Source organism: Putridiphycobacter roseus, from assembly GCF_003234935.1.
Taxonomy (GTDB): Bacteria; Bacteroidota; Bacteroidia; order Flavobacteriales_D; family Crocinitomicaceae; genus Putridiphycobacter; species Putridiphycobacter roseus.
Map to the genome: position 1 here is coordinate 124,046 of NZ_QKSB01000003.1, position 14,364 is coordinate 138,409.

12 protein-coding genes are annotated in these 14,364 nt (G+C 34.2%); 2 read left to right on the top strand and 10 right to left on the bottom strand.

Features of this window, described 5'->3' with window-relative positions:
- Positions 1-58: 58 nt before the first annotated feature.
- The 7 genes from DNU06_RS06935 to DNU06_RS06965 all read right to left on the bottom strand — a co-directional run bounded on the left by DNU06_RS06935 (position 59) and on the right by DNU06_RS06965 (position 10,884).
- Positions 59-3,397, bottom strand: coding sequence for a T9SS type A sorting domain-containing protein (locus tag DNU06_RS06935; RefSeq protein ID WP_111062517.1), 3,339 nt, complete (start codon positions 3,395-3,397; stop codon positions 59-61).
- Between the two features lie 293 nt (positions 3,398-3,690).
- Positions 3,691-4,380, bottom strand: a complete 690-nt coding sequence (locus tag DNU06_RS06940; RefSeq protein WP_111062518.1) for an NUDIX hydrolase — start codon at positions 4,378-4,380, stop codon at positions 3,691-3,693.
- Positions 4,381-4,841: 461 nt separating this feature from the next.
- Positions 4,842-6,194 carry a sensor histidine kinase gene (locus tag DNU06_RS06945; RefSeq protein WP_158526838.1) on the bottom strand — a complete coding sequence of 451 codons (1,353 nt, stop codon included), beginning with the start codon at positions 6,192-6,194 and terminating at the stop codon, positions 4,842-4,844.
- A 318-nt stretch (positions 6,195-6,512) separates the two neighbouring features.
- Positions 6,513-7,916, bottom strand: a complete 1,404-nt coding sequence (locus DNU06_RS06950) for an NAD-dependent succinate-semialdehyde dehydrogenase (protein WP_111062520.1) — start codon at positions 7,914-7,916, stop codon at positions 6,513-6,515.
- A gap of 37 nt (positions 7,917-7,953) precedes the next feature.
- Positions 7,954-9,369 (bottom strand): NAD(P)(+) transhydrogenase (Re/Si-specific) subunit beta, encoded by a 1,416-nt coding sequence (locus DNU06_RS06955; protein WP_111062521.1) that lies wholly within the window; start codon positions 9,367-9,369, stop codon positions 7,954-7,956.
- Positions 9,370-9,403: 34 nt separating this feature from the next.
- A complete protein-coding gene (locus tag DNU06_RS06960; RefSeq protein ID WP_111062522.1) occupies positions 9,404-9,730 on the bottom strand; it encodes an NAD(P) transhydrogenase subunit alpha in 327 nt (108 codons plus the stop codon).
- Positions 9,731-9,732: 2 nt separating this feature from the next.
- Entirely contained in the window at positions 9,733-10,884 is a 1,152-nt protein-coding gene (locus DNU06_RS06965; protein ID WP_111062523.1) for an NAD(P) transhydrogenase subunit alpha, read from the bottom strand.
- A 593-nt stretch (positions 10,885-11,477) separates the two neighbouring features.
- Here DNU06_RS06965 and DNU06_RS06970 point away from each other — a divergent pair.
- The gene (locus DNU06_RS06970) at positions 11,478-11,801 is read left to right on the top strand and encodes a hypothetical protein (RefSeq protein WP_111062524.1); all 324 of its coding nucleotides are present in this window, start codon (positions 11,478-11,480) and stop codon (positions 11,799-11,801) included.
- Between the two features lie 268 nt (positions 11,802-12,069).
- Here the strand turns inward: DNU06_RS06970 and DNU06_RS06975 are convergent, their stop codons facing one another.
- Complete coding sequence (locus tag DNU06_RS06975; protein WP_146239174.1) at positions 12,070-12,486, bottom strand: hypothetical protein; 417 nt, start codon at positions 12,484-12,486, stop codon at positions 12,070-12,072.
- A 113-nt stretch (positions 12,487-12,599) separates the two neighbouring features.
- On the opposite strand from DNU06_RS06975, the gene DNU06_RS06980 reads away from it, so the two are divergent.
- On the top strand, positions 12,600-13,271 hold the full coding sequence (locus DNU06_RS06980; protein ID WP_111062526.1) for a DUF6090 family protein: 672 nt from the start codon (positions 12,600-12,602) through the stop codon (positions 13,269-13,271).
- A gap of 113 nt (positions 13,272-13,384) precedes the next feature.
- Here DNU06_RS06980 and DNU06_RS06985 read toward each other — a convergent pair whose 3' ends face one another.
- Positions 13,385-13,786 carry a hypothetical protein gene (locus tag DNU06_RS06985; RefSeq protein ID WP_111062527.1) on the bottom strand — a complete coding sequence of 134 codons (402 nt, stop codon included), beginning with the start codon at positions 13,784-13,786 and terminating at the stop codon, positions 13,385-13,387.
- A 165-nt stretch (positions 13,787-13,951) separates the two neighbouring features.
- The gene (locus tag DNU06_RS06990) at positions 13,952-14,317 is read right to left on the bottom strand and encodes a hypothetical protein (protein ID WP_111062528.1); all 366 of its coding nucleotides are present in this window, start codon (positions 14,315-14,317) and stop codon (positions 13,952-13,954) included.
- Positions 14,318-14,364: the final 47 nt, after the last annotated feature.

Consider the following 14,364-nt stretch of genomic DNA (forward strand, 5'->3'; position numbering starts at 1 on the left):
GTTGCTATAAAATGATTGTTTTCTTTTAGGTGATTATACAGGTAATAGATAGGAAGAGTTAATTTTTCAACACTTTGTAGGTTAACCATTCATTCTGACTTAGAATTCTTATAAAATATAAACCAGAAGGGCCATCTAGATAGATTTTACCGTTAAGTGTTTTGGCGTTATTAGACCTGAAAATTACTTGTCCCATTGGATTAATAATTAGAATTTGGTCAATTTCAGAAATTTTTCCATCTAGAATCAGCTCACCAGTAGTCGGGTTGGGATGAATTGAAAAAATGGCAGAATTATCCACCTCATTAAAACCTATACCCGCAACAACCAAACATTGTGACGTATCTACACAACTGTTGTATGTAATTGCTACAGCATAATTACCATTCACTATTGGATGATAAGACTGGTTGATTTCGCCAGGGATTAAATTATAGTTTTCGTTACAGTCTAACCATTGATAGGTAGCGTTTGTAGCAGATGCAATAAGTGTCCCTTGATTATGTGTTACTTCCGTGTCTATAGAGTCTATGGTTAGATGAAGATAAATGATACTATCGCATCCGTTTATATTGTTCAATATATAAGTAGCGGTATTATTACTCGAGGTGTATGTAATTCCATCAATCCAGGTATACTCCGCACAGGAATTGATTAAGGCGGATGTAGTATCACTATTTCTAATCACAAGGTTTAAGTAAATAATAGAATCGCAGCCATAAATACTGGTCAAGGTATCTGAAACATTGTTGGTACTCACATTATAGGTTATTCCATTGGTCCAGGTATAGAAATCACAAGTATCTACATAAATTGTATCAGCATACTTATCCGCAATGGTAAGATTTAGGAATACAATAGAGTCGCAACCTAAGTGATTCGTATAAACCACGAAAGCTGAATCATTATTTTGTGAATAAGTAAGGCCATTTATCCATGTTAAGCTGTCACATACTATAAAGGAATCAATATGGACAGTAGTCCCAATGGTAAGGTTTAAATGAATAATAGAATCACATCCATTTGCATTCTGTAAAAAATAAGTCGCAGTATGGTTATTAGAAGAATAAGTGATTCCATCTTGCCAAACTATACTATCACAAGCAAATATACTATCGATTGAAGAAGTACTCGCACAGAATTCAGCAGCGCCACAATCACGTTGTCCAACAATTGCTACATTTTGTGCGTCAGTGGAATCTAAAAGGTTTCCAAAATCTATTGCGATTGATGACAGGTAAGGCATTCTTGTTTGGGTAAATCCACCATTACTTTGCAAAGGGGATAGGTTAATGGCGGACAAGCTAACGCCTAAAGTGTCTGCAGCATGACTTCCTGCTATGTTGTTCGTGCTAAATATGTTATTCCCTAAAGAGTGAAGCGTTGGATTTTGGTTATTATAAATTCCATTTAAGCCATTATTTGCTAGGATAGAAGAAGAAGGGGTGATCTCGGAATCAAAAACAGCTGAATTCCAACTACCATATGAAAAAAGACCTCCTCCGATTCCGACAGCTGAATTGTCATAAATAGTAGAATTGTTAATTTCTAAATCGGATTCTGAATAGGTTGATTCTGCCCATGCGTAGATAGCGCCACCATCATTCAAAGCAGCATTATTAATGAGACTAGAGGAGTTTGTTTGCACTTTAACACGTGCACGGGATGAGCCTTTAGATTTAGCGTAAATACCACCACCATTAGCAGCTGAATTGTTAGAAATAGTAGAGTAATTAATGGTAACATGGTTTATTGGTTTACCTATATCGAAATGACCCGAATAGATAGCGCCACCATTATTTATCGCGGCATTATTGTCTATTGTTGAATTATACACTTCAATTTCAGTAGTATTGGAAAGATTAGTTCCATTAATTCTAGAACTACTCATGTGAATTGCGCCGCCATCTAAATTAGCATTGTTATTGTATATTTTAGAGGTGTTAATATGCATACTTCCAGCAGAGTTCCCTGAGAACCCATCTGTGACATACATATGAATAGCACCACCATAATCCGCTGAATTATTAAATATTTCAGAACTGTCAATCTGCATTGCTCCCAAGTTATAACCCGAAGAAAAATTTGCTGCCATTGCTATGGCTCCACCGTAAAGCGCTTCATTATTATAAAAACTAGAATGGATGACGTCTAAACTTGGATTCCCTGATCTGGTATAAATACTACCTCCTTTAACTTCAGCATAACTATCCGAAAAAGTGGATTTAGAAACCTTTGCACTTACACAATATACTGATCCTCCATAATCAGCCGAATCTAGACTGAAATTAGAATCCATAATCTCTACATGCTTTAATGTGTAAATAGAACCACCGAAAAAATCGGCTGAATTATCTTCAAATTGACAATGATTGACTATAAAAGTAGGCCCAAGCCCTACACTGCCAGAGTGGGTATGAATGGCACCACCTGAAAACGCATGATTTTTTATGAATTCTGAATTATTTACACCTATATATGAAGTACTTAAAGTGCTGATTGCAGCTCCTAAATGCGCTTTATTCTCCGTAAAAAGACAAGAATCTAATTGAATGAATAAACCAGAGCCAGATCCACCAATTCCACCACCATAATCAGCTGAAACATTATTTTTAAAAATACTTTTAAATAATGAAATTCTGTGTGGTGAACCAATCAAAGAAAGGCCAGCCCCTGAATCTGCAATGTTTGAATCAAACTCAGAATGATTGATTTCGATATCTGTAGAATCATCAGAAAATATTTGTATGCCACCTCCAGCCATATTTAAGTTAGCAATATTATTTTTAAACAAACAATCGGCAATTTTTATTTGGGAATATGGTGCACTGATAGAAACGCCTGCAGCTACATTTGCAGTATTGTTTTCAACAATGGTATTTAAAATAGTTACATAGGCTACATCATAAGAAAAAGCGCCATTAGACCATATCTTAATACCACCTCCCGATCCTGTACTCGAACAAAATTGGATAACACAATTTTCAATACTTATGGTGTCTACATTATAAAAATTTAATCCCCCGCCTTCAATAAAACTACTGTTTCCATGGATTAAGACCAATGAATCCAGCTTTATTTCTGCAGTGTAAGAAGCGTTTATGATATTGGTGCTATTCGAACCACTTAAGTACAAAGTATCAGTAGCGTTATAAAGCCCTTTTATAGAGATGTTTTTATTTAATACGATACTAGAATCTAGCATGATGCGCACACTTGAAGAGGAGATTAAACTTGGGTCAAACGAAATAGTGTCGCCTGAAACAGCATCATAAGTTGCTTGACGAAGCGAACCAAGACCGATTTCGTTGGTATTTACTACTATTATTTGAGTACTAAAGCTATAAAAACTACTTAAACATAAAATAGCATAGAATACTCTTAACAAAAACGACATAATTATTTATTTGTAGCAAAAATAGCAACTTATATAGTTAAATTGGTCAGGAAAGAGAACGACATAACCAAGCATAAAGCCTTGATTGGGGACAGCCTTATATAATCACCTACATACCAGACACCTTGTTTTGTTATAAATAGAATGCATTCTACCATTCTTAATTTGCCTTTTAGAAAAAAATCTAATTATTTTAAACTAACACAGCAAAGTCTGACATGAAAAATGAAAGTACAGTAAGTAAAAACTAATTTTCAAACGCATCCTTTTACCCCCTGAAACTATAATTTACATCAAATTTCAAAGTGCATGCCTTCTTTTACCAATTGATTGTAGGTGGCCTTATTGAACTGAAACAAGTTACCAGGGCGACCGGCACCAAGTGATGGTGCCTTTTCATCCAATTCTTCCAATATACCTAAACCCATTACTTTTTTTCTAAAATTCCGCCTATCTATCGGTCTGCCCAGTAGGGTAGAGTAGAGGTGTTCTAAATCTGAGAATGGAAATTTCTTATCGAGTAATTCAAAACCAATGGGCTGATAAATCATTTTTGAACGTAGGCGATCAATGGCCATTTTTAGAATTTTTTGGTGGTCGAAAGCCAATGCAGGGAGATGTTTTATTTTAAACCATTCTGCATCTTCGGCATCATCTGCAGCTTTTAGTTTTTTAAATTGACTCGACTTTACAATGCCAAAATAGGCTACAGAAATTATTCTTTTCCTTGGGTCTCTGTCGGGTTGACCAAAAGTGTATAATTGTTCAAGGTAATTTATTTTAACCCCAGTTTCTTCTTTTAATTCTCGCGCAACAGCAAGCTCTAAAGATTCTGTGGGTTCGACAAATCCTCCAGGCAATGCCCATTGTCCTTTAAAGGGATCGTTCTTTCTTTTTATCAGTAATACCGTAACGCCAATTTCCTTGTTGTATCCAAAGACTATGGCATCTACAGTAACGTCAATATTTTGTGTTGTTTTCACGCAATAAAGGTATAATTTTCTTTTGGTTTAAAATTGAAAGTTTTGAAAATGTATATTTATAATTTTTATATTGCTTCAAATCAGTAAGATATGTATTTTGTGTTATTATTACGCATAATATTTTACGCAAACCTCCATTCTTTTTAGATTTATTAGTGTTTAAATTACGCAAATTAATAATGACTGATTAATGTTTGTAATTTTAGTCTTTCATTTTGTCTACTTTTAAGGATTAACCATGGTAAAATCGGATTGTGTTTTAAGGCGAAAAAAATGCATTTAATAAGGGGTAATTGACGGTGTATAAAGACAACCATCTATAAATAACAACCAATAATTGTAAATGTAAAGGGGAGAAGAGAAAGTGAGTTTGATCGAAAGCCACATAAACAAAACCCAAAAGCATAAGAAATAATAGGACAATACAAGTCCTAATAAATTTTACCGACTATAAAAAATCCTTATACGGAGAAGCGTATTTCATACACCGCCCCATTGTCGTTATAATACTTTAATTCTCCTTCAATTTGATCAATAAGGGCAAGTATCAATTGGACACCCAATGAATCAGATTGGTCAATATCAAAGCCTGCTGGGAATCCTGGTCCATTGTCATGGAATTTAAGTAAGAATAAGTCCTTGTCCGATTTTGTTATTTCAATGCGCAACTCATCCTGGTTAGTTTCATCAATAAAAGCATGTTTAAATGCGTTAGTAATAATCTCATTAATAATTAACCCCAAAGGTATCGCAGTTTCTATATGCACTTTCGCTATAGCATTAATTTTATTACACACATGGATATCTGGTGCTTTGTTCTCAAAAAGCAATTTAATGTTCTCAATGATTAGGTCGATATAATTATTGATTTCCACAGCCACAAAGTCAGTAGTTTGATACATTCTTTGGTGGACCAAAGCCATAGTGATGATGCGATTTTGGGTTTCCTGAAATGCATTTAGGACAGCTTCGTCTTCAAATTTATTCGATTGTAAACTGACTAAGCTAACAATGATTTGTAAATTATTTTTTACTCGGTGATGTACTTCTTTTAAGAGTATTTCTTTCTCTTGGTTTTTTATTTCGAGTAATTTTTTCTGTGTATTCAATTCTAACAACCTTTTCGAAATCTCATCTTCTAACATTGAACCTTCCTGTTCAAGCGCAACCGTTTTTAACAATACCTCCTTTAGCAGTTCATCTTTTTCTAATAGAATTTTATTGAGTTTTTTTTCGTTTTGTATATTTAAGTTTAGAATAAAACTTATAAATAAAACAACAATTGAAATAGGTATGATTAAGTTTAGAATTCTTGCTACAGGGGTGTCGGGATGAAGGTCTAGACCTTTTATCTCCAAAATATTCAGTTCGCCTAAAATATAACCACCAAAAGTCATTAAAATGAATAGTGTAAGTTCAAAATAAGACTTTTTCTTGTAAAATAGTATCAATGAAAAAATCAAAATGGTGGTAAAAAAAACATGGAATAAAAAGTCGGGACCAGAAAATAATGTAATCACGATACCTGTGGCAAACATGCCGTAAATAACAATTCGTTTCGCTACATTAAAATAGCCTAAACTATTAGAGATAAAGCCTAAAACAATTGCCAAACAAGTGAATAGGTTAAGATATGCAACGTTTCCAATTAAAGGAACTAGATTAATGGTGAAAGCAAAGAGGGTGAAAAAGCCGAGAAAAATAGATTGGTTAAAAAAGATTCTAATCTTTATTTCATCTGCCGTCAAATTCTCTTGATTTTGAATTCCCGAATAGGAAATTATACGCCAATAATCTTTAATTGTCTTAACCATAGTCATTTGTGGATTTTCACGACTTATAAGTTAAAAAATACTACTAATAATGATCAGTAAATTGAGATTATTTTCACTTAGTAATCTGTCTAGGTAAAATTATTTTATGACAGTTATTCTGTGCTTGTTAAAAACAAGATTAATATATCTTAAGCTATACAAAAATAGGGGAGGACTTAATTTTCTATCCTATTATGTTTTTTCACTTTAGAAATTTGTTTGAAATACATTCAAAAAAATAAAATTAGGGTTATATCCAAAAAGAAATCGGCATTTATAAAATCTTTAAATGGATATAACCCTGCTTTTATATCAGAATTAATAAGCCTTATCAGGTGTAGTAGTTCTAATTAATTTTGCATTAACAAATTCAAAAATTCCAGCAATTGATTGTTCTCTACCAAAACCAGATTCTTTAGTACCTCCAAATGGTAATTCAGGAGCAATACCAGTAACATGGTTAATGTAAACCATTCCAGTGTCAATTCGTCTGGCTACTTCAACTGCTTTTTTTGTATCTTTTCCAAACACAGTTCCACCTAAACCAAATTCAGTAGCATTCGCTATTTCTATCGCTTCATCAACATCTTTATATTGATAAAGCATAAATACAGGGCCAAATATTTCTTCAAAATACGCATCCATTTTAGGGGTAATATCCGTAATTAAAGTTGGTTCTACAAAGGCACCAGTTCTTTTTACTCGTTTACCACCCAAAGCAATTGTTGCACCTTGTTCTGCTGCTTTTTGAATTTGACTTACCACATCTTCAGCTGCTTTTTCTGTACATAATGGGGCTACATTTGTTGTTGCATCCATAGGATTTCCAACTACTAATTTAGAAAAAGCTTCCTTTGTTTTAGCTAAAAACTCATCATACATTTTAGCTGGTACAATTACTCTTTTAGGAGATACGCAAACCTGACCTGCATTCCACATTCTTCCTGCTACTGATACTTCAACAGCTTCGGACACGTCAGCATCTTCTAAAACAACAAATGGGTCACTACCACCTAATTCTAAAGTTGCCTTTTTAACATTTGCACCAGCTGCAGCAGTAATGCTAGCTCCTGCAGGTTTACTACCTGTAAGTGTAACTGCCTTTATTTTTGGATTGGAAACAATCGCTTCTACATCTTTTCCAGGTACAAATAGATTTGTATACACACCATTAGGCAAGCCTGCATCCTTGAAAATGTCTTCCATGATTTGTGCGCACTGTGGTATGTTTGAAGCATGTTTAAGCACCATGGTGTTACCAGCCATCAAGTTTGATGCGGCCGATCTTGTGATTTGGTAGTATGGGAAATTCCAAGGTTGAACGCTTAACAATACGCCAATAGGTTCATAACTTAAAAAGGCATCTCCATGTTTTACATCTAAGGGGTGATCTGCTAGAAACTTTTCAGCATGTTCAGCATAATAGTCAAAAATATCTGCAGATAACTCTACTTCGTAAATACTTTCAGCTAATAATTTCCCCATTTCTAATGTCGCCAAGGCACCTAATGCTTCTTTTCTTTCACGCATAATGGTTGCTACCTTATGAATGATTTTAGCTCGTTCTGAAAAAGGAGTGTTTTTCCAACTTTTAAAAGCTTCATCTGCCTTGTCAATAATACTGGCAATTTGAGCAGGTTTCATTACGTCAAATTCTTTTACAATTTCATTTGTAAATGGATTGACTGTTTTGATTGGTGAATGTTTAACTTGTGAATTCATAATATTAATTTTTAATGAAAAATTTATAATTACTATTTTATAGTGCTTTTATTTCTGCGATTAATTTTTCTAATACCCCTTTGGCATCCCCAAAAAGCATAGAAGTATTGGGTTCATAAAAAAGGGCATTGGAGATACCAGCATATCCAGGATGCATGGTTCTTTTATTAACGATAACTTGTTTTGCTTTATCTACCTCTAAGATTTGCATGCCGTATATGGGACTGGAAGGATCTTTTTCAGCTGCTGGATTTACAACATCATTCGCCCCTAAAATTAACACCACATCCGTATCTGGAAATGCTGCGTTCGATTGTCCCATTTCTAAAAGCTTTTCGTAGGGTACATTTGCTTCCGCTAATAATACATTCATTTGTCCAGGCATTCTTCCTGCAACTGGATGAATGGCATAACTAACGTCAATGCCTTTATCCGATAATAATTTCTCTAAATCATGACAAGCATTTTGTGCTTGAGCCACTGCTAAGCCGTATCCTGGTACAATCATTACTTTATGTGCGTAATTTAGAATTTGTGCAGTATCAGAAATGCTAACTTCTCTATAGGTGCCTTCACTCATTTTTCCAGCGTTAGTAGCTTTTTTTGCCTTAAAAGCACCAAATACTACACTAGGTAAAGATCTATTCATGGCATGACACATGGTCAGGGTTAAAATCATACCCGAAGAGCCAACCAAAATACCACCAGTCATCATTGCTGTGTTGCTATACAGAAACCCACCAAAAGCGGTAGCTATTCCTGTAAAAGAATTTAATAAAGACATGACTACTGGCATATCTGCACCACCAATTGGCAATACAAATAGAATACCGTATAATATAGCTAAGCTTAAAAGTATGTAAAAGTAAATGGAGGCATCTTCTCTGTTTATCATTAGTAAAGCTGCGAAGGTGATAATGGTGGCTAATAATAGAAAATTTACAATTTGTTGTCCCGGAAAAGAGAATGTTTTTTTGATGTTTCCATTAAGTTTTGAAAAAACAATCGTACTACCTCCGAAGGATATGCTCCCGATAACGAATCCAGCTAAAAGTATTACCAAGTAACCTATAGAAGCACTATTAAGTTCTCCATTTACTTGTAAATGATTGAATTCGACTATCCCAATAGAAGCTGCACATAATCCACCAGCACCATTGAATACACTTACCAGTTGGGGAATAGCAGTCATTTTAACTTTTTTTGCTGCTAAAACTCCTACTACTGTTCCTACTGTCATTGCGCTAAAAATCCAGCTAAGATTACTTATTCCTTCCCCAGATGAATTTCGATAAAATATTAAGGTACCAACAATTGCAACAAGCATACCTGCCGCAGAAATTCGATTACCAATCAATGCTGTTTTTGGAGAAGAAAGCATTTTTAAACCTTGAATAAATGCGACCGACCCTACTAGGTAGCTTATGGTTAATATAGAAGAATTGAATATCATTTTTTGTTGTTTTTAAGTCCTAATTTATTTGCGATTATTTTTTAACCTTATTTTTTTTTTCGACTTTAAACATAGCCAACATCCTATCGGTCACCACAAATCCACCTACCATATTTAAAGTGCCGACAATTACTGCTAAGGACCCAATTGCAATAGATAAATAGTCGTCCGAAGCGGATTCCCCCATCACGATTATTGCACCAATAACAATAACCCCATGAATAGCATTTGCGCCACTCATTAAAGGTGTATGTAGGATGGAAGGAACGTTTGAGATTACCTCTACACCTAAAAACATCATCAGTATTACCAAGTAAATTAATTGTTGATTTTGCTGTATAAATTCAAGTAAATTTTGCATAATTAAATTGTTTTTTCTGTTTGAGCTGCTTGCTTCTCTGTGATTATTTTATTTAACCTATCGTTTACAATTACACCTCCCTTAGCCATACAAGTTCCAATTACTAAATCGTCGGAAAAGTCTAGATTTAACCCTCCTTTTTCTGAAGTGATTAGTTTTAAAAAGTTTGAAATATTGTGGCCGTATAATTTGGAAGAATCAGAAGAGAAAGTGGCAGGAATATTTGAATTACCTATGATGGTCACTCTATTTTTGGTTAATACTTCTGACGCGTCTTTTGTTAATTCTGTATTTCCGCCAGTAGATGCTGCCAAATCCACAATGACAGACCCTGGTTTCATGGTTTCAATCATTTCTTTGGTGACCAATAAAGGCGCTTTTTTACCGAATATTTGGGCAGTGGTAATTACAATGTCTGCTTTTTTAATACAAGCCGCAATTTTCTCCTTTTGTTTGATTTGAAATTCAACAGACTGCTCTACTGCATAACCTTTCGCTTTTGCCGCGTCTTCTGCACCTTCAACCATAACAAATCTAGCACCCAAGCTTTCTACTTCTTCTTTTGCTACAGGCCGGGTATCAAAAGCTTCTACAACAGCACCCAAACGGTGTCCTGTAGCAATGGCTTCCAAACCAGCGACTCCTGCGCCAAGTACTAATAGGTTTGCAGGTTTTACACTGCCAGCAGCGGTCATCAACATGGGGACAAAATGCGGATATCGAGCAGCCGCTATAAGGAAAGCGCCATACCCAGCCACATTAGACTGTGAACTTAACACATCCATTGTCTGCGCTCTAGTTGTTCTTGGGAGCATATCCAAACTAAAAACAACATGATCATTCTTTGCCCATTTTTCAATCATGGAGGAATGGTATAGCGGTTGATAAATGCCAATAAGAACTTTACTTTTTAAGTCCTCAGGTAATTCAATTTGGTGAATACTTAAAATCACATCAGCACCATGTAGCAAGTCCCTTCTGGACTTAAGTATTGCGCCAGCTTTTTGATAAAAATCATCTAAACAATATGCTTTTTCTCCAGCTCCTTTTTCTACCCAAACTTCAATGCCTTGATCCACTATATTTTTCACTTCTTCAGCCAAAAGAGAAACACGAGCTTCTTTTTCTGGTTCTTTTACAATTCCTATTACCATAGTTGTAGTTTATAATGATAGAACAAATTTATTGCTGACCAATAAGCATACAAATGACCTAGGTCATGAGCATATGTCTTTGAATAAAAATAGCCATTCAATAAGTTGTTATACTGCATTTTAAGTCAGTATTGAAGGGGGGTTAAAAAAATGTTAATTTTTAAATATGTCATTGCAAGATGATAACATTAATACTTATTTGATGCTCGAAAAAGTATCCTTATTAATACATGGACATGCGTATAGTAGTGCAACACTTCGGCTCAAAACTTTTGGCTTATTTCGATAATAAATATATAATTTGATAGTAATTATGGTGTATAAACATACGGGCTTTAGCCGTGAATAGCTTCGTGTATGCCATGGTGTTTTTGAGACTTGATAAACTAATAAATAAATCAAAAAAAGAATATGGTAATGTTGCGCGGTATTCATTCGATATAATCCCAAGTCAAGGCAATAATGGAGGAAATACTAATATTAAGGATGAACGAAGATAAAAGAATACATTTTATGTATAGATAAAGTACATTCCAATAAAAGAATCAAAATTATTGAATTACATTTATATTTTTTAATTCAAATTCGACCACATGGATAATAATTTAGAAAAACCATCACCGGAAGCAAAAGCGCTTTCTCTTTTTTTAATGGCGTTTAAATCTACTAATGCAATGTATAGTGACAAATCTAAATACACAAAACGTTTATGGAGCATGGCGCGTAGTGGCGAGATAAGTAGTGATATGTACACTAGTGAAATATTGAGAATGCTAAAATCTTGCGGTGGATATGAACAAGTGATTGAAAAAACAGTTAAATATTACATAGATAAAACTGGGGAATGGCGTTTAAATGGAGATGATCAATATTGTATTGATGCTCAAAAAGTTGCTGATAGCATGTTAAACAAATAGTTTATAAATAAATATCTGTCATTATACAATAACTAGTATCGGATACGAAGAAAACACCTAGAGTACATCACGTAAGGAGGTGCCAGTAATTTTTTATAACTTATGCTACCCTATAAATTTTACTAATTATTTAAGGGTAGTATTAAAGCACAGTAAGGTTGGTGAATAATCATTCTATTATACGACCATTAATAAGGTAAGCGGGGAGGTGTATCCTAAATTCAACGTTCAGTACTAATGGTCCATTAAAATGACATGTAACAACCAATTAATCCAAATCGTATCGTGCAAGTCTTTTTTCATCTATTACCCACCAACCAAGTTGCTTTGCCTTAATTAAATCTTCGTTATTAATGAGCGCGGCAAAATCTACAGCAAAGGAAGCACCGCAAACAGCAGGAGTGGCGCCACTTAAAAGTCTATCGTATAAAACAGTGATATTGTTAGCAGTTAAAAATGCCATGGCATCTTCTTGATTTTTAAAATAAGTAATTTCGCATTGTATCCCTTTCTGATGTGCAATCCAAGTGGTCTTTTCTGGGTCAAAATCGGCTAAACTTACCGCTTCTACATATTGCTCGCTTGGTGCCTCTCCTAAGTCAAATACAACAGTATATCCGCAAGACTGCAGGACAAGACTAATAAATAGCACATTTACCATACGATACAATACTCTAATCATCATTAATAAGACTTGATTTCATCTTGAATCATCAAGAATAATACCAATTAATTAAAGACATCCAAGTAGCAATTCAATAGGCTTTTGTATATATTTGAGCCGCTAGTAAAACCAACATGAAAAAGAAAATACAATATGCCATAGGAGAAATTATTTTAGTAGTTGTAGGTATTCTTATCGCTGTGAGCATCAACAATTGGAACGAGAATAGAAAAGTTGAGAATAAATTGTTGAACATTTTTAAAATGGTTAAATCTGATATGATCAGTGATACAATATATACACATCAAGCCATTTGGTTTTATAATTTTCAGGATAGTTTGGCAAAAATTGTCATAAAGGATACCGTTTCTAAGGCTTTTTTAAAGGAAAATATGGAAATGATGCAAATCCCTTTTAACAATGTCCCTTTTACCGTTTCTAGTGGTGCTATAGAACAATTAAAAAAAATGAGTGCTGATTTAGACCTATTTACTGACAGTACTATTGCAACAATAATTCAATTTCAGGCAGTTTATTCAACTTCTTTTAAGGACCTTGATGAAAAATTAAGCCATGATGTTCAAAACAATACAGACCACATTAAAACCAATAGTAATTACTTTTCTCTAAGACAAGAACAAAATCTATCGGACGATTATTTAGATTATTTTTTAACGGACGATTTTAAAAATAGGGTAGTCATGCACCAAAAGCTTACTGCTAGAAATTCCGTCATGCTGATGAAACAATTCAATGCAAATGCGAGGATTTTGATCTTAGAAATTGACAAAATAATTGCTCACTAAGCACATATTTTTAATTAACCTTCCAACTGAACAATAATCTTTTAACACCACATATCAATAGTGATACTTTAACAGTTTAGATGAATTAATGGTACTTTCATAATCATAAACCATCAATACTTTTTAGGACCAAATTTCTTGTAGTTATCTGCTATTATCCAATATTCATGACAACGGGCTTGAAGGCTTTTCAAAAACTTAGTATTCGGCTTGTCAGTTTCAGGATTTAAGTCAAAGGGGGCTTCACACATGGCATAAAGACTTTCAAGTATAGTTTTACCTACTGAACCACTTTTATAAACGACCACACAACTTAATGGAGGTCTTCCAGCTTTTATTTCACTCATTGAAATGGCTTCCAGGTCTTCATTAAAACTATCGCGTTCGTCAGGGTCTTGAAAATTGTAACCAGCATCTGCGGCTGTATTTAACCTGGCATAGGTAATCGTTTTATTTTTTACTGCCAATTCTATTAGCATTTCCCTAATTTCTCTATTCACGTATATTTCTTCCATTCGGCTATATTATTAAGTCAAATGTAGGCTTTTAATTGAAGGGGACTTACCAAGGCTTAGTTAAAGAAAAGAAATTAATCGAATGCAACCTATATATTTAATGGCATTCATGAATGGAAGTTATTCGAAGGTATGCCCTTAGAGAGGGGATTCCGATAAACAACTTTATTTTTTCGTGATTGTAAATTCGTCTTTGGATAGGCTAAAATCACATTCAAACTTAACTTCTTCTTCTCCAACTACTATTAAACAGGCTCTTTTTAGTTTTTTAGGCTCAGCATCTAAGGTTTTAAAAAACCGAGTTACTTTTTTATCCATGCCTTCACAAGTTACCTCGACAATATTGTTAAGGTTTTCGAGTAGCTCTTCAAAATCCATCTTAATACGACTTGTATTTTTTCTAAGTTGCGCATTGCTCGAATAATCTACTATGGCAAGGATCTCCTTGTTTTTTTTTAATAATTGAATTTCATCACAATACAATGAGTTTTCTGAATTGCTATAGCTTATGTGTGTGCGGTAACTTGACATGTATTTATTTTACAGCAAATATAGCGCTTCGAAAGCACTACTTTACA

Coding starts and splice junctions, on each gene's coding strand:
- DNU06_RS06935 (WP_111062517.1), bottom strand. CDS start 3,397: ATGTCGTTTTTGTTAAGAGTATTCTATGCTATTTTATGTTTAAGTAGT.
- DNU06_RS06960 (WP_111062522.1), bottom strand. CDS start 9,730: ATGCAAAATTTACTTGAATTTATACAGCAAAATCAACAATTAATTTAC.
- DNU06_RS06990 (WP_111062528.1), bottom strand. CDS start 14,317: ATGTCAAGTTACCGCACACACATAAGCTATAGCAATTCAGAAAACTCA.
- DNU06_RS06955 (WP_111062521.1), bottom strand. CDS start 9,369: ATGATATTCAATTCTTCTATATTAACCATAAGCTACCTAGTAGGGTCG.
- DNU06_RS06980 (WP_111062526.1), top strand. CDS start 12,600: ATGAAAAAGAAAATACAATATGCCATAGGAGAAATTATTTTAGTAGTT.
- DNU06_RS06975 (WP_146239174.1), bottom strand. CDS start 12,486: ATGATGATTAGAGTATTGTATCGTATGGTAAATGTGCTATTTATTAGT.
- DNU06_RS06950 (WP_111062520.1), bottom strand. CDS start 7,916: ATGAATTCACAAGTTAAACATTCACCAATCAAAACAGTCAATCCATTT.
- DNU06_RS06945 (WP_158526838.1), bottom strand. CDS start 6,194: ATGGTTAAGACAATTAAAGATTATTGGCGTATAATTTCCTATTCGGGA.
- DNU06_RS06985 (WP_111062527.1), bottom strand. CDS start 13,786: ATGGAAGAAATATACGTGAATAGAGAAATTAGGGAAATGCTAATAGAA.
- DNU06_RS06965 (WP_111062523.1), bottom strand. CDS start 10,884: ATGGTAATAGGAATTGTAAAAGAACCAGAAAAAGAAGCTCGTGTTTCT.
- DNU06_RS06970 (WP_111062524.1), top strand. CDS start 11,478: ATGGATAATAATTTAGAAAAACCATCACCGGAAGCAAAAGCGCTTTCT.